The organism is Fructobacillus tropaeoli (assembly GCF_001047135.2).
GTDB lineage: Bacteria > Bacillota > Bacilli > Lactobacillales > Lactobacillaceae > Fructobacillus > Fructobacillus tropaeoli.
In genome coordinates this window covers 1-17,110 of sequence record NZ_DF968080.1, presented here as the reverse complement: position 1 = coordinate 17,110, position 17,110 = coordinate 1, and the positions used below count along the sequence as shown (strand labels likewise).

Below are 17,110 nucleotides of genomic sequence, written 5' to 3'. Positions count from 1 at the left end.
AAATGAGGTAAAATGGTAGTATTGGTGAATTTTAGATTTAACTTAATATTGGCTTTGAATAATGTAGTATGGTAAGGATTGACTAATGAAAAGACGTTATTTTTATATGGACTTGTTAAACATTTTAGCTACTTTTGCGGTGGTAATGTTACATGGATCATCTTTTGCGTTTACAAATAATGGCGGTGACCGTTGGTATTTAAGTGTATTTATTCAAGTTTTCTTTATTTTCGCTGTACCGCTTTTTTTTATGATTTCTGGTACAAACATTTTAGACTATCGCAACCGGGAAGATACACGTACTTTTTTTAAAAAACGTTTCAGGCGTGTAGCTATTCCATTTGTTTTTTGGACAGTTATTTGGTTTATCTATAATAATGTTCAATATAACCACTATTCGTGGTTGAATGTTAACACATATGCACGTTTGTTAAATGGCTTTATGCATGGTACCGTTCAGCCCATCTTTTGGTACTTTTACATTATTATTGGTTTCTATCTATCAGCGCCACTTTTGACTAAAATTGTAACTGTCAACCAGAAGGCTTTAGTACAGTACCTGTTGGTTTTAAATATTATTGTGGTTGGGTTAATTGGTTACTATTACCAGTTGCGAAATCAGGATGATTCCTCTTTTTCGGGTGGAATTAGTGTAGGTGTTGCCGGATCTATCGGTCTCTTTGTTTTAGGCTGGTACCTCCAACATTATCCCTTAGCTGATCGACAACGGCATTTGCTATATTTGGCAGGAATGCTATCTGTTTTAATCATGATTGGATTGGCTTTGGTGTTGTCGAAACATTTTGGTGAGTTTCAGCGACAAACATACAGTATTTGGGGGATTTTTGGAATGACCTGGTCTGCTACGGTCTTTGTTTTTTTTCAACATCATTTCAGCCAGTGGAACCCTAGTCCAAAAGTTCAAAGATGGTTACGAGCTGGTTCATCAGCTTCGTTAGGAGTCTATGTTCTTCATTATTTTTTCGTTGAAACACTTGAAGTACAATTTCATTTAGCACAAGATTCCTTTTGGCATTTGTTAGTAATGCCTATTGTCGTTTGGTTAGTAGTTACACTTTTAGTGAAGGCTATTCAAAAAATCCCATATCTCCGTCGAACTGTTTAAGACGGTCAGTTCTGAAAGCGAGTTTCTTAGCTTATGCAAGTTGCAAAAAATTATCTCTATAATGCGGCCTACCAGTTGCTAAATATTATTGCCCCAATCATTACTTTGCCGTACTTGGCCCGTGTGCTTGGTAAAAATGGGGTCGGAATCGCTTCATGGACAAATTCATTGGTCACATACTTTTTATTGATTGCTAGTTTGGGTATTGTTACTTATGGTTCGCGTGAAATTGCTTATGTTCATGAAAATGAATCACTCAGACAAAAGAAATTCTGGGAAATTCAAACTATCCATTTTATCGCTGGTATCATTGCACTAGTCCTCTATGTGGCTTTTATTTATGCGGGTGGTGCTTTTAATCATCGAATTCACCAAAATGGGTTATTTCTCTGGTATCAAATTTGGGTGATTTTCTCCGGTATTTTTGATATTTCTTGGTATTTTATTGGCCTGGAGGATTTCAAAAAAACTGTTTTACGAAACATGATGATCAAGTTGGCGATGACTGTTTTGATTTTTGTTTTGGTCAAAAAACCAACTGATATTGGCGCTTATATTCTGTTGTTAGCATTGTCACAGGTTTTTGGCAATCTTTCGATGTGGTTCTATTTGATTGGAAAGTTCCGTTGGCCAAAATTGAAAGATCTGGACCTAAAATCGCACTGGCATCCAGTCTTTATGATGTTCTTGCCAACGATTGCTACCCAAATTTATTTGCAGTTGAATAAGACGATGTTGCCATTTATCACTGGCGCAACGGCATCGTCTGGAATTTATGATAATGCCGATAAAATTATTAAGGTCTGCTTAGCCCTTGTTACTTCCGTTGGTATGGTGATGTTGCCTCGCATGTCGGCACACTATGCAGCGGGAGAACACGCCAAAATGAAAAAGGCGATTCATGCTTCGATGGATTTCGTTTCAGCGATTGCCGTGCCACTTGCCTTTGGAATTGCGGCAGTTGGACCAACAGCAATGCTTTGGTTTTTAGGAAAGTCATGGGGTGATGTTGGCTCTGCTCTTGTTTTACTGACACCAATCATCGTTTTCATTGGTTGGTCGAATGTTATCGGTAATCAATTTTTAATTCCTACGAAACGCCTGAGTGATTATACTTGGTCAGTAACTTTCGGCGCTGTTTTAAACGTTTTTCTGAATTTCTTTTTGATTTTTATTTGGGGTGTTGAAGGGGCGGCATTAGCGACAGCTATTTCGGAATTCGCCGTTATTGCCTATCAGTTATTTGTGACAAGAAACGATATGAAGGTCCGGGCTCATTTTGTTGGACTCTGGCGCTATCTGTTGGCCGGATTGGCGATGTATTTTGCAGTGCTATACTTTGTTGACCATCACGGTATTGGCATCAAAAGCACATTAATTGAAGCGGTTATTGGTGGCTTTGTCTACTTGCTAGTACTCATTATTCTTCGAGCACCTATTTTGAAGCGGTTATTGAATTGGCGTTCCTTCCGCTAATAGGGCGATTCTGGTATAATGAATATTGTTGTGCACTAAATTATAAATATTGGAGGATGGGGTTTTGAAACAGTTCCTGTTTTATCGCCTTCCCAAACGAATTTTAGATATTGTTGTTTCCTTTGTGGCTTTAATTGTGTTTTCACCGATTTTTTTGGTAATTGCAGTGATTATTAAGCTTAGCAAGGGAACCAGTCATGTTTTTTATGCTCAAGACCGTGTCGGTCAGGGTGGTAAGCATTTTAAAATTTATAAGTTTCAATCCATGGTTGACAATGCTGATCAAATTCTTAAATCAGATAGCCAGTTATATCAAAAATTTGTTGATAATGGTTATAAATTGCCAACTAAAGAGGATCCTCGGATTACAAAAATCGGGGCGGTTTTGCGTAAAACATCACTTGATGAATTGCCACAATTCTGGAATACTTTAATTGGGAATATGTCAATCATTGGTCCACGGCCTGTGGTTGAAAGTGAATTAGTTGAATACGGCGACGAACAACGGATTCAAAAATTTTTGTCTGTAAAGCCGGGTGTTTTTGGCCTTTGGCAAGCTTCCGGACGGTCAAATATTGGTTACCCAGAACGAGCTGAAATTGAGCTCGATTATGTTGACCGTGCTAATTTAGGGTTGGACTTTAAAATTATGTTTTTAACAGTGGTTGCGATTTTCAAGGGCGATGGAGCCTTTTAAATAAAACAATATTTTCCAACGAGGAGAAATTAAAATGGAATTTTCATTAACTGATTTAGCTAAACGCTTTTGGCATTTTGCTTGGTTAATTGTCTTGTGTGTCGTGCTTTTTGCTGGTGCAGGCTTTGTGTATGCCAAGTCTGGCAAGGTTATTACAAATTATTCTGCTAGCCGTACGGTTTTGATTGCTAAGAATAATACGGATGTACGTGACCCCAACGCTCGATTCCTAGCTGATAAGGCGCTGGTGCCTACTTATGAAAAAATCGCTCAAGATGATGCAGTGGTTTCTGCCGTACAAAAGGCATTGCCGTTTCAAATGAGTAAGGACGATATCAACGAAGCTGTTAAAGTTCAGAACCCAACAGATACTCTGACGTTGTCATTCCAAGCTTCTGGATCGACAACGTATCGGGCAAAGACATTAGCAAACGTCTATGCAGAAACATTTGCAGAGGTCGGACCAACGTTGTACCCGGATATGGGAAAGCCTGACACACTGTCAAAGGCGACTGGATCAGATGTAACCCGTTCTTCTTTGAAGAATGCAAAGAAGTTAACTGTTTTCGGTGCCGTCTTTGGACTGGTACTTTCTGTATTTGCAATTATGGTATCAGGTATTCGTAAGAATTATCATGAAGCAAAGAAACAAGGATAATTTGAGGAATTATGGTTAATTTTCTCTTACCAATTACATTTTTTTCTAAAAATTATACGAATGCGTTAGCTGAAACAGTTGCTATGGTGGCCTTTCCAGTCTTTCTGGTAATGATTCTGTTGCAGCTATATCGGTATCCAAACCGGTTAAAGTCAATTGTTCCTTCAAAAACGGCAATCTACTTAACTGGCTTTTTTTGGATAGTTCAGTTACTTGTGATGGCCTGGTCGTATGGTACAACTGGTGAAACAATTCTAACAACTGGAATCATTCATTCGGGTATTATCCTCGCAGGTTGGACGGTAACGGTCTATGTTGCTTGGGCCATCATTCAGTTAACGATTATCACGGAACAAGATGAACGAGCATTTTTAAAATCAGGCTTAATTGGTTTGATTTTTTATTTATTACTAACTGTTCTTCCACAAATTACCGTAACTTTCAATATTTCCTTTTTTCATCATTACGTTAATGAAATTGCTCATCTTTTTGAGCGGCATTGGCGGACCCATGCTGGTTATAACTTCTATGCCAACGGCTCTTACGTTACGACGGAAGGCCGAGTAAACGGTTTTGAACCGGAAGCAGCCTTCTTGGCTAACCTACTTGGTGTTGTCTACTTACCAATTTTGATTGGATTAACAGCAACGGGTCAAAAGTTTTGGTCTTGGACAAAGAAAAAAGGGACGGATCAATTTTTAAATGTTGTCTTTGCCTTTGTTATCATTATGATTCTCTTTTTAGCGAAGACAACCACTGGAATTTTAACTGCGGGGATTGCTTACCTTTTGTGGGCATTTTGGGCAAACAAGAGGCTGCGTTGGACTTTAGTCTGGTTAGCAGCGATTGGCGTTATTTTGCTAGCAGTGGCCTATTTAAAGGTTGGTGTCATACACAATACGCTAAATCAGTTCCTCTTTGCTAAGCAGGGAACGGATAATCGACTGGGCGGTACGATTGCTTTGGCATTAACATTCTTAACGCATCCAATTTTTGGAGTTGGTTATGGATTTACTTCATACTTCATACTTCAAAATGTCCCATTGTCGACGACAGATAATTTCGAGTTCCAACATGTTTATTCACAGTTTGGTTACCCAAATCTTTCTGATTTTCTGGGATGGTTTGCTTCTTTTGGACTCATTATTATGGTTCCGGCCATCTGGCTGTTGTTCCGCTTGTTAGCTCGAACTTTTTTGGTGAAGTATCGACTACCACGGCTGAATTTGAATGAAGAACAGATGGCCTGGCACCGTGGCTTGATTATTTCGTTCATCACCATGGTTGTTTTGGCAGCTTTTTCATCTATTTTCGTTATTCAGGTCTTTCTGTGGCCATATTTGCTTATGTTCTTCTTTTATCGGAAACATATTATGCGCTTGGAGGAGGAACTCCAGCAATGAAAGTCTATATTGCAACACATAAACCATATGAAATGCCTCAGGATAGCCTTTATCAACCTTTGATGGTTGGTTCATCTTTGAGAGAAGAAATTCCCACTGGTTATCAACGTGATGATCAAGGCGAAAACATTTCGACTAAAAACCCAAATTTCAATGAATTAACTGGTATTTATTGGATGTGGAAAAATTCTGAAGAAGATGCAGTTGGCTTGGTTCACTACCGCCGTTATTTGGGACAAAAAGGTGGACATGACTACGCTAAACGACTAAATCAACATGATATTGAAGACTTGTTGCGCCAACATGATGTGATTTTACCCAAAGAGCGAAATTACTACATTGAAAATCAGCGTAATCATTATCTTCACGCCCATGCACACGAGCCTTATGAGATAATGGAAAAGGTCATTCAAGAGGATTACGCAGACTTCTATCCTGGCTTCCAACGGATGGAGCAATCGACAAAGGCTCATCTATTTAACATGTTTATCATGAAAAAAGAAGCTTTTGACGATTATGCAAAGTTTGTTTTCGGTGTTTTGGGAAAAGTGCAAGAAAAAGTGAACTTATCCACATTACATGGTCAAGATGCCCGCGTTTTTGGTTTCTTGTCAGAACGGCTAATGGATACTTGGCTGAATACTCGGAACTATTCCTTTACGGAAGTTCCTGTGATTAGTCTTGAAAAGACAAATTGGCTTGATAAGGGCACGCAGTTTTTGAAACGGAAGTTTCTTCCAAATTCTAAGAAAAAGGTACATTTCTAATGGCAAATAAGTTTAATACAAAGAATTATGATTATTTAATCGTTGGTGCTGGTCCCTTCGGGATGACTTTCGCTTACGAAGCGGCAAAGCGTGGTAAGCGCTCTTTAGTTGTTGAAAAGCGTTCATTTATTGGTGGAAACACACATACACACGTTGAAAACGGCATCACTGTTCACGATTTTGGCGCTCATATCTTCCACACTGATAACAAGGAAGTTTGGGATTACGTGCAGAACTTCGCGGAATTTAACAACTTCCAAAACCAAGTTGTTGCCAATTATAATGGTAAGCTCTTTAACTTGCCATTTAACATGAATACTTTCTACCAGATGTGGGGAACAAAGACACCTGACGAAGCGAAGGCTAAGATTGAAGAACAAAAGTCTGCTGCTTTGAAGGAATTGGGCGATCGTCAACCACGTAACTTGGAAGAACAAGCTATTTCATTGATTGGAACAGACATTTACCAAGCTTTGATTAAGGGTTATACCGAAAAGCAGTGGGGTCGTAAGGCAACCGAATTACCAGCGTTCATTATCAAGCGTTTGCCAGTTCGCTTTATTTACGATAACAACTACTTTAACCACCGTTACCAAGGAATTCCTGTTGGTGGTTATACTCAAATTTTTGAGAACATGGTTGAACGTTCAAACGGCTTGATTGATGTTTTGACTGATACTGATTTCTTCGATCACAAGGATGAATTTATGGCAGAATTCCCACGTGTTCTTTACACGGGAATGATTGATCAGTTCTTCAATTACAAGTTTGGTGAATTGGAATACCGTTCATTGCGCTTTGAAAGCGAAACAATTGACTCTGATAACTATCAAGGCAATGCCGTTATTAACTATACGGATGCTGAAACACCATATACGCGTCAAATGGAATGGCGTCACTTTGATGGTTTGGCAGACGAAGGTAAGACGATTATTACGCGTGAATACCCACAAGACTGGGATCGCACGAAGGAAGCTTACTACCCAGTTAACGATGATAAGAACACTGAATTGTACAAGCAATACGTGAAGGCTGCTCGTGAAGAAGCACCTGAAGTACTCTTTGGTGGTCGTTTGGGTAAGTATCGTTACTTTGATATGGACCAGGTCTTCAATGATGCCTTTAACACTGTTCGTCAAGAATTTGGTGTGGCAGATGACTTTAACTTTGCGCACGACGAAGTAAAGTAAAAAAGAGGTTGCCTTAGTTTTGGCAACCATACATATTTGTTTTAAAAGGGAGAGCACGATGGACATCAAGGACCAACCAACGGTATTATCACTTATTGTGCCGGTTCATAACGAAGAAGATACAATTCAAATTTTTTACGATGCCATTCAAAAAATTAAGCCAGAAGTTGAAGCAACGATTGATTTTCATTTTATTGACGATGGTTCAACCGATAAAACATTGCCAATCTTGCGCGATTTAGCCAACCAGGATAGCAATGTTCACTATGTTTCTTTTTCGCGTAATTTTGGCAAAGAGGCGGGACTTTACGCTGGTTTGCAACAAGCAAAGGGGGACTATGTCGCGGTAATGGATGTTGACCTTCAGGATCCGCCTGAGTTGTTGCCACAGATGTTAGCAGAAGTTCAAAGTGGAGAATATGATGCCGTCGGTACTCGGCGTGCTGATCGTAAGGGAGAGGCTAAGCTGCGGTCATGGTTCTCCGCACAGTTTTATAAGTGGATGAACAAAGTATCACAGACTCATTTGGTTGATGGTGCCCGTGATTATCGGGTAATGACCAGACAAATGGTCAATGCCATCCTGTCGCTGTCTGAAAATCAGCGTTTTTCAAAGGGAATTTTTACCTGGGTTGGCTTTAAAACAAAGTATATTCCATATGAAAATCGAGAGCGTGTTGCTGGAACAACTTCTTGGTCATTTTGGAAGCTAACAAAATATGCTATCGAAGGAATTGTTTCTTTTTCAACGATGCCATTGACAATCGTGACCTTCCTAGGTTTACTGTCCTTTGGTGCTTCAATCGTAGCAGGAATCTTTATTGTCATTCGAGCTTTGATTTCAAATAGCTCTGTTGCTGGCTGGCCATCGATGGTAACTATTATCCTCTTCATCGGCGGTATTCAAATGTTGAGCCTTGGTATTATCGGCCGTTATATTGCAGCTATCTTTATGGAAACAAAGAACCGGCCAATTTATATTGCCAAAGAAGAAAAATAAATTTAAGGGTAACTATGCGTAAGTTAAGCGTTCATAATCTTATACTATCGTTTGCATTAATTGCGATTACACTAATTACAGCGAGTGCAATTTTTCTATATCCACTCAATTTAGTAGATGGTAGTACCGGTGGTTTTTTAAGCGGGTTTTATCGTCTCGGAGCGAGCTTAGCTATTTTGTTTTTTGGCTTTTATGTAGCTCGAAAGGTTAGTGTTAAGCAAAGAAAAATTTATTATATTCTTTTCTTGGTCTTGGCCATACTAGCCCAATTGGTCTTTTTATTGACATTTGTACGTCCAGTTTATACGGACACAGGCTATGTTACGACAATGGCTGCCCGCTTAATTGAAGGCAACCATCAATGGTATAACTACTTTTATACCTATCCGAATAATGTCAACGTTACGTTGTGGTGGAGCTATTTGTTAACACCGTTCCACTGGCTTGGTGTTACGCATTATGCGCCAATATTGCCATGGATTCAGATGTTAATGCTTGACTTAGGAATTATCTATCTAAGTCGTTCACTTAGATTAGTAAATCGTGTATTAAGCACAATTTTTATGTTTATTGCACTATTTTATATTCCGTGGTTCATGTATGCGGTCTTTCCCTATAATGATGTTGTGGCAATCGCATTAATGATGGGTGTTATTGGCAGTTTGATTCGATTGCTATCGAATGAGTCCGCTAAATCAAAGTGGCTTCACGGCACCGCCTTGATGTTGATGCTTGGGATAGCAGTGACTATCCGGCAAAATTCGGTCATTATTTTAATTGCGTTATTATTGACGATTTTATTTAGTAAGCAATTCAATTTTAAATTAAAAAGTGGCTTAATCATTCTGGGTGTGTTCTTTTCACTTTTGGGAACAGTATCGTTTCATCATTTTCAAAAGGTTGAAGGTTTTCAATCGAAGCCAACAATGGTCACGCCTTCTGTTCGCTACGTGAACATGTCGTGGAATCCACATACGGCAGGTCAAATTGACGGCCCTGATTCATTCTTGTATAGTAATTTCCCTAAAAAGGAACGTGCAAAACTCATCACAGATGAATTAAAGCATCGTATTAAAGAATTGGGTGTTTTGGGAGTACCAAAGCATGCAATCAAAAAAATTGCATTTATGTTCTCATTGGCCTATTCAAATGAAGATATGGGCGGATTACAGATAAATCGACCATTGTTGCAATATGAGTGGGAATCAACACCATTTTTAGAGTTTATCGGTAATTTATTCCAACCAATTTATATCTTGTTATTAGCTTTAGCAATGTTGGCCGTTATCAATGTTTTGAAAAACAGAAAAACAATTGATCCAAGAATTTTGAATTTAACGATTTTTTCTGCATTTAGCATTGTTGGTATTTTTACTTTCCATATTTTGCTATGGGAAGTCCGCGACCGTTATGCTTTACCAATGTTGCCATTCCTTTTGTTATTAGCAGCAATCGGCATGCAATTGCTGTTTGGATTGCTTAAAAAGCGGCAGGAAACCGTTCAACGGGTTACTAATAAATTCGTATTATTAAGTCTGGTCTTGCTCATGGCAAGTTTCTTGGTTTCATTCTCGCGTGCCAATGATAGGGTTAGTCGTGATGGTTTTGTTTATAATTCCGGATTTTCTCTATATACGGAAAATGGTGATGAACTTGTTACGATTCCTGGAAAAACAACTGTTGAGACAGAAACCTTTAGTTTAAAGAGTCCATCTAATAATTTGAATATCGATTTTTCAAAGTTGAGTAAAGAACAACTTGACCAATTGAAAGTTACACTGATTCGAACTGATAAGCACCAATCATGGACCTTAAACTTAAAGCAGTCTTGGAGTAGTTATCCTGGTCAATATCCAGTTGGTGACTATCGTTTGAAAATTGAAAATATTAGCACTTATCCGGTTAAAACAGATGTCCTTCAAAATTTGAAAACGACTAATTTACAGGGACCAAATGTCAAAATGAATCAGAAAAATGTTAAGGGATTAAATGCAATCTTTAGCTTTACCGATCATCATGATACTACTTGGATTAATCGATACGTTTATACCTTCTTACACTTAATTTTTGTTGCTTTGCTTTTGATTGCGCTAGCAATCAAGCGACGTCAACAAATTCATTAACATTTTAAAAACCGTGTTGTGAATTTTTCAACACGGTTTTTATTAGTAATATATAATTAAATTATGAAAATAACAAAAACATTTATCAATATCATTTTTTCCGTTTTAATTACTATTAGCTTGGTAGGCGCAATCGCGCTATTACCTGAAAATATTAATGGGGTTAGTTTAAGCTTTGTAAAGGCGGTTAATTTCTTAATCCTACTGCTAGTTTTGCTACTGATTTTGCGTCATTTTTTCTATAATGCTTGGCAAAAAAGTGTCAATTTCTGTAAGGCAATATTTTCACATAAAATAACTTGGGTCGTCATTATTGCGCTCGTCCTATTGTGGCAATTAGTATGTGTGTTCCTATTGTCAGGGACCAGTACCTGGGATTGGATGTTTTTAGTTCAACGTGCGACAACGGCCAAATTAGGATGGCCCTGGCCAAATTACTTGTCGGTTAATCCCAATAACACGATGTTGCTTAAGCTCGAAAGTATTTATTTCCACTTATTAGGGCGCCCATCGTTTGAATATTTTATGTATGCACTGAATATCGCTAACGTTGCTATTGTCGATTTTGGTACGTATTTAATTTGGAAATTAGCTAAAAAATTTACCAGCCCACTGGTGGCAAAGCTAACTTTCGTGCTTACACTTGTGTTGTTTACGTGTGTTCCTTTTTTTGTTATTCCGTATTCTGATACTTTATCGTTTTTCTTAACAGCTGGCATACTGTATACCGTAGTTCGGGCAATTGAATTTCAGCAAAAGAAGCGATTCTATCTCTTTGGACTTTTATTGGGCTTTGAGTTACTACTGTCATATTTACTAAAGCCATCATTAATGGTTCTGTTGATTGCCATTTTATTCGTTGTTGTCCTTTTAATAGTAACAAGGAATGGGCAAATCAAACTTAAATCTGCCGGTATAATGCTTGCGATTTCAATTGCCTTTTTAGGTATTGGCTCTGTTTTGATGAAAGAGTATTTGTATCACCATAATGGCATTGTTAAGGTTGATACACGGCAAGCACTGCCAATGTCGCATTTCGCGGCGATGGGGATTACTGGTGATGGTGATTATAATGTCACCGACATGTTTAATTCAGCTAATATTAAGGATCCAGAAGCACGAAACAAAGCTTCATTGCGATTGATTAAGGAACGTTTTATTAACCAGGGTGGCATTCTTGGCTATGAAAAGTTTTTAATTCATAAGCAAATTAAAAATTCTGCTGACGGCTCAATGGCATGGGGTCATGAAGTGTATTACTTAAAGGCATTTCATCCAAACAATGAGCAACTAGAAAAAACTTTCCCAAGGCATTATTTCTTGGAAAAGAATGGCATTGCAACGGAAGGAAAGTTCGATTTTAGGACCGTTCAACAAATTTTTTGGATTATAGCCCTTGTTTTGATATTGGGCAGTATTTTTGATCAATCACTCTGGGGACTGTTCCTTAAAATCAGTGCAGTTGGCTTCTTTGCCTTTTGGCTAATTTTTGAGGGCGGTCGAACACGATACTTAATTCAATTTTTGCCTGTTCTATTCCTACTAGCTAGTTTAGGGATGCAAAGGGGAATAAACTATGTTGCCCAGATTCGAAGGAATAAGCAAGGCTAGTATCGATAGGTTCAATTGATGCTCTAATTAAAATTAATTTGAAAACTGTTTTTAGCGTTATAGGTAGCCTCTTAGTGAAATTTAATTCATCACGAGAACTAGCTATGATATAATTTTTAATGGAAATCTATTGTACTAAGGAAAAATCATGGCTCAAAATGTTTCAGCAGTCGTTGTTACTTACAACCGACTTGCATTGTTGAAAGAAGTAATTGATAGTTTACAAAAACAAATTGTTCCCGTAAGCCACATTATCATTGTTGATAATGCTAGTGAAAATGATACAAAGGAATATTTGGAATCATTAGGTGATCAAATTGATTATGTTCGTCTAGAGGAAAACCTTGGTGGTGCCGGTGGTTTTAATCGCGGTATTCGTCATTTTATGGAAAAGACGGATGATGACTTTGTTTGGGTAATGGATGACGATACTGTTGTTCACCCTGATACACTACAAAACTTATTGGCCTTTGCTGATCAAGAACCTAATTTTGGCTTTTTGGCTTCAGATGTTCGTTGGACTGATGGTCACCGTGCCAAGATGAACCAACCAGCACCAATGAACCGTTTGAAGGTCATTCCAGAAGACCAGGTTGAACCTGTTCAATTGCAGAATGCAACGTTTGTTTCTTTACTGGTACGTCGCGCAGTTGTTGCAGAAATTGGCTTGCCTATTACTGACTTCTTCATCTGGGGTGATGATATCGAGTATACGGAACGCGCAGGTCGTGTTGCTCCTGGTTACTTTGTACCATCCGCAAAGGTAACTCATAAAATGGGTGCCAATGTTGGGTCAAGTTTATTAAATGATGGCCCGGCACGGACACCACGTTATTTCTATTCGTATCGCAATAAAGGCTATTACATCCGTAAGCGTGACTGGTATCGAAAGAATCGCGCTCGGTTGCGTACATTAGCCGAATATTGGCAGATTAAGTTGTCTCACACGGAGCGTAAGGCTGAAAAGTTGGCGATCATGAAAAAGGGAATGAAGGCCGGTAAGACCTTTAACCCAACCATTGAATTTGCTAATAAGAAATAAATGATATTCGTAATGAACCGTTTTATTGTTAGACGGTTCTTTTATATTAACTTTATTTTTTGATGATTTAATAATAGAAAGTAATGATTGAGGAAATGACTGTGTTAACTGATTTTAAAAAAATTTTTGATCGATATCGAGAATCTATTCTGTACTTGTTCTTTGGTGGCGCTACATTCGTAGTTTCCGTTGTCACCTATTCGATTTTTTCCGCTTACCTACATTGGACATATACAGTATCGTATGTTTTATCATGGTTTTTGGCAGTTTTGTTTGCTTACCTCACTAATCGTATTTGGGTATTTCAATCGAAGGTGACGGATGCTAAGGGGTTGTTTCGTGAAATTTGGCAATTCTATCTGGCTCGAATTGTGACAGGCGTTATCGGGTGGTTCATTTTAGCGTTTGGTGTTCAGGTCTTGCATCAAAATGATTTGCTTTGGAATGGGATTCAAAATATTTTTGTGATTATTTCAAATTATGTGTTGAGTAAGCTGTATATTTTTAAGAAAATTGAAGAATAAAAAAAGCACAGTGATTGAAAATCGCTGTGCTTTTTCTTTACTTCATAATGATGCCTTTTTTAAGGTTATAGTGCCAATTGTAACCTTCATTTGGAAATGCGTGTGGATCCGAATTGCTAAGCTCTTCAAGACCGTAATTGATGGCAAAACTCTTTTTAGGATAGTAACTTAAAGGCTTAACTTTAACTAATTTATCACTGCCTTGATGCTTTTCAAGTTCTTGATAACGTGTTTGCAATGCTTGATTAGCTTTTATAGCATCAAGTGTTCCCATAGCTCCCTTTAATAGGCCAAGCATCGTGAGCAAAACTAGGAACGTTGCACCTGTGAGGTAGGCCAGGGTCTTCTTTTGATAATGGTTGATTGCGCTTGTGCTTAGCTTTAATAGGGCAACAATCATAAAGATGATACCACCAAAGAAGGAGCGGCCACCATCTTGTCCTAGTGGTGAAATGGATAGGGCATAAAGGACTGCTAGCCCGGCAGCAAACCATAGTAATCCTTCAATCGCATTTTCTAACTGACGTTGGAAAATCACCACAAGTGCAAAAATCAGAATTAAAGCAATAAGCATTTTATAATCGTGGAAAAGCGTTTTACTTACTAATTTAAACCCATTTTTAAAATGCGTGAAAGTTGATTGTTCAAACCATGAAGGCGGCATGGTCGCTTTGGTACGAATTGCATTTCCTGGTGCTAAGATCAAAAATAGGTAACCAATGAGGTAGGTGATAACGCTTGAAATTTGGATTTTTGACCAGGATAATTTTTTGAAGTAACGACCAGCTAATAGGTAGCTTAGGACAATTAATAAACCACCGCCTGATGTGTTTTCATTTGACCAGCCAGCTAAAAATGCTAATAGAGGGAGTAGGGCGGATAATTTGGTCAAATGATGTTGGCCTTGGTGGAACCACTGATAATAGGGAAGAATAAACAATAAAATCAGGGTTGTTGTTAATAGGTAGTTTCCTGCACCTGCTCGCCAAAACATTGTTTGACCAATAACGGGTGCAAAAAGTAATACTAAGGAAAAGCTATAAACGATGCGAAGGGGACTGTAAGATGAGCTTTGATTGAGTTTCCCAAAGTGATTTAAGAGGAAAATTGTGGTGATGGACCCCAAAGAGATAATCAAGCTTGTGATATAAATATTGCTTGAAACCAAAATTCGCCAAAGTGTTTGCCCGATAGCTCGGCCGTTCCAGTGAAAATAATCCGCGTAGGCTTGATTCCACAAAGTGATTAAAGTTTGATGCTGCCCAATATAGAGATCGTCATCAAAAAGAGGGGTGTGGAAATTCAGTAGGTAAAAGAACATAAACAGTAAAGAAAGGCTGATAATACTGATTATTTTACTTTTTTTGGTCATGTGCAATAGTTCTCCTAAAACTGTTTAAATACGTAGCTATTATAATATAGCAATAAAATCATTAATAATGCTGAATATAGTGATTAAATTCAGTGAAGCAAGAAGAGGAATACCAACGTCGCTAAAACAACAATGAATGGCAAAATTTCCCATATAGGCATATACTGCTTAATCGTGATTTGATCACCACTGTTGATTCGCTGATGTACGGCGATTTGTCCATTTTCAATAGAAGATGAAACTTGAGTGTGGTTGATAAAGACACTAATATTCGTATGCTGATAACCTAAAACAGGCAAATAAATGGTATCGCTATCAATGTCCTTAGTTGAAACAAACGATAATTGGTTATAGCTTGCTTTGAACGAGTGGGTGTCAATATACTGGCCAGTGCTTGTCTTTAGCTGGTGTTTGATGAAGTGTTTACCCTTAGTATCACTTAGCATAAAGCTGGAGTTCTGATTTGCTAGTGCCTGTTGGGGGACATAGTCTGAATAATTCATTAGATACCAGGTGTCGGATGAATGAACAGAGGCGCGATCGAAAGCCCCGAGAGAGTCAAGGCCATAACCATCCTGACCGGTCATATAGTGATGATGAATTTTGCTTGGCGTAGCAACAACGAAATTACCGGGGATATCAATATCGGCATAATTATCTTTCTGCAAAGTCATGCTGATAACTGTCATGGCAAGGAAGGCAAAGGTTGCTAGTATTTTTTTAAAGGAATTCGTTGAACTTTTTCGGAAGGTGGCAAACACAACAATGGTGAAACCAAGACAAATAATCAAAAAATAGTAGAAGAGCCTGTAAGGGATTTGAATGCTAATGAGTGATGTATGTTTGAAAAAGGGTTCCCAGGTAACGGCGCTAGTTCCGAAAACGGCTAGTATCAGAGATAAAATTTGGCCCAGAAAAATATCTCGAATTAAGATGATGGTTGCAATGATGAAAAGCAAGACAAGAAAGGTAACAATTAATTTCGTTTCAGTGAAGAAAGATTGAACGGTAATATACCAGGTCTGGAATTGGTAATAACCCATGTTTGGCATTTTAATTTTGTTTGTCGCGCTAATGTAAATTAGGGGAAGTAGGGTTCCTAGCGTCAGTAGAAAAGTAAAAAATACTGCTTTGAATGAAGATAGGAAGACAAATTTTTTCGATGTCTTATTGGTGATAAAGCAAATCAGTAAGTAGATAAAGACAAATAAAGAAATAATCGTACTTAATAATATGTGTGAGGACCATGATATTGAAAGGCCAATAGCAATGTATTTGTATGAGTTTTTTTCGTTGTGATTAAATAACCCATAAACAATTAAGGGAATTCCGATGGCCGCAGTGGCTTCCGCAATGTTAAAAAGAGAAAAAACAGATCCTGACCATAGTAAGGATAAAATGGCCGCAATGGTTGGTTGAGCGCGGAGTTTGAAATGTAGAACGCTATAAAAGGTGGCAGCTAATAAAAAGTTAATCATTAGCAAGACTACCTTATATAAAAGAAGCGAGTTATGGATAAAAGGGAAAAAATTGACAATTAGCTGCAATCCAAGTGAGGGATAAAATACATTACTTGCCACACCGATTTGTCCTAATGAAAGGAAATTTTGTGGATAAAGGAATTGCAAAAAATTTCCAGATAAGTTGTGTATTCGAGAAAAATGATAATAACTATCTAAAGGAAATTTAATCGGGTTGAATAAAATGGTGTTCAAAAATAATACAACCAGAATGAACATTATCAAAAACGGTGTCACTTCTTGGTAAATCTTTTTAAGAGTCTTTGGATAAAGTGCTTTGTTAAAAAAATGCATGGTTAGGGTTCTCCGATATTAGAGTTAAATTAGTTGATTTTTTTAAGTAAGTTGGCTAACAATAAAATTTGATAAATAACCTTTTAACTATAACTCTTGGTTAAAAGTTTTTCTTTTTTCAAAGTAATATTATATCATTTTGCCAATAATAATTTTTAAACTTAATAGGTTATATTTGTACAGTTTTAACATAGTGTGACATTAATTAAAACGAGAAATTGAATTATAAAAAAGCAAAGAACAATCAATTAGTGATTATATATAAAACTTATATAAGATATAGATATCTTTATTTTTTAATTATTTT

At 37.7% G+C, this 17,110-nt stretch carries 14 protein-coding genes; 12 read left to right on the top strand and 2 right to left on the bottom strand.

All coding sequences use genetic code 11. The features are described 5' to 3' along the window. Positions 1-85 precede the first annotated feature (85 nt). The 12 genes from AOQ32_RS03005 to AOQ32_RS02950 all read left to right on the top strand — a co-directional run bounded on the left by AOQ32_RS03005 (position 86) and on the right by AOQ32_RS02950 (position 13,617). On the top strand, positions 86-1,126 hold the full coding sequence (locus AOQ32_RS03005) for an acyltransferase (protein ID WP_059393532.1): 1,041 nt from the start codon (positions 86-88) through the stop codon (positions 1,124-1,126). A gap of 33 nt (positions 1,127-1,159) precedes the next feature. After that, on the top strand, positions 1,160-2,602 hold the full coding sequence (locus tag AOQ32_RS03000; protein ID WP_059393531.1) for a flippase: 1,443 nt from the start codon (positions 1,160-1,162) through the stop codon (positions 2,600-2,602). 64 nt (positions 2,603-2,666) lie between these two features. Beyond that, complete coding sequence (locus tag AOQ32_RS02995; protein ID WP_059393530.1) at positions 2,667-3,299, top strand: sugar transferase; 633 nt, start codon at positions 2,667-2,669, stop codon at positions 3,297-3,299. Between the two features lie 34 nt (positions 3,300-3,333). Continuing rightward, entirely contained in the window at positions 3,334-3,957 is a 624-nt protein-coding gene (locus AOQ32_RS02990; RefSeq protein WP_059393529.1) for a YveK family protein, read from the top strand. Positions 3,958-4,040: 83 nt separating this feature from the next. Continuing rightward, positions 4,041-5,360 (top strand): O-antigen ligase family protein, encoded by a 1,320-nt coding sequence (locus tag AOQ32_RS02985; RefSeq protein WP_242976712.1) that lies wholly within the window; start codon positions 4,041-4,043, stop codon positions 5,358-5,360. Next, on the top strand, positions 5,357-6,127 hold the full coding sequence (locus AOQ32_RS02980) for a DUF4422 domain-containing protein (RefSeq protein ID WP_059393527.1): 771 nt from the start codon (positions 5,357-5,359) through the stop codon (positions 6,125-6,127). Before AOQ32_RS02985 ends, AOQ32_RS02980 begins: the two co-directional genes overlap by 4 nt. Beyond that, complete coding sequence (glf, locus tag AOQ32_RS02975) at positions 6,127-7,317, top strand: UDP-galactopyranose mutase (protein ID WP_059393526.1); 1,191 nt, start codon at positions 6,127-6,129, stop codon at positions 7,315-7,317. Before AOQ32_RS02980 ends, glf begins: the two co-directional genes overlap by 1 nt. A 58-nt stretch (positions 7,318-7,375) precedes the next feature. Further along, the gene (locus AOQ32_RS02970; protein WP_059393525.1) at positions 7,376-8,317 is read left to right on the top strand and encodes a glycosyltransferase family 2 protein; all 942 of its coding nucleotides are present in this window, start codon (positions 7,376-7,378) and stop codon (positions 8,315-8,317) included. Between the two features lie 14 nt (positions 8,318-8,331). Beyond that, positions 8,332-10,440 (top strand): hypothetical protein, encoded by a 2,109-nt coding sequence (locus AOQ32_RS02965; protein ID WP_148666516.1) that lies wholly within the window; start codon positions 8,332-8,334, stop codon positions 10,438-10,440. A gap of 63 nt (positions 10,441-10,503) precedes the next feature. Next, the gene (locus tag AOQ32_RS02960) at positions 10,504-12,051 is read left to right on the top strand and encodes a glycosyltransferase family protein (RefSeq protein WP_059393523.1); all 1,548 of its coding nucleotides are present in this window, start codon (positions 10,504-10,506) and stop codon (positions 12,049-12,051) included. Positions 12,052-12,199: 148 nt separating this feature from the next. Further along, positions 12,200-13,093, top strand: coding sequence for a glycosyltransferase family 2 protein (locus AOQ32_RS02955; RefSeq protein ID WP_059393522.1), 894 nt, complete (start codon positions 12,200-12,202; stop codon positions 13,091-13,093). An 83-nt stretch (positions 13,094-13,176) separates the two neighbouring features. Beyond that, positions 13,177-13,617: a GtrA family protein gene (locus AOQ32_RS02950; RefSeq protein WP_242976711.1), complete on the top strand. Its 441-nt coding sequence runs from the start codon at positions 13,177-13,179 to the stop codon at positions 13,615-13,617. Positions 13,618-13,654: 37 nt separating this feature from the next. On the opposite strand, the gene AOQ32_RS02945 is transcribed toward AOQ32_RS02950, so the two are convergent. After that, on the bottom strand, positions 13,655-14,989 hold the full coding sequence (locus tag AOQ32_RS02945) for a DUF6056 family protein (protein ID WP_059393521.1): 1,335 nt from the start codon (positions 14,987-14,989) through the stop codon (positions 13,655-13,657). Between the two features lie 89 nt (positions 14,990-15,078). Continuing rightward, positions 15,079-16,803, bottom strand: a complete 1,725-nt coding sequence (locus AOQ32_RS02940) for a glycosyltransferase family protein (RefSeq protein WP_059393520.1) — start codon at positions 16,801-16,803, stop codon at positions 15,079-15,081. Positions 16,804-17,110 lie beyond the last annotated feature (307 nt).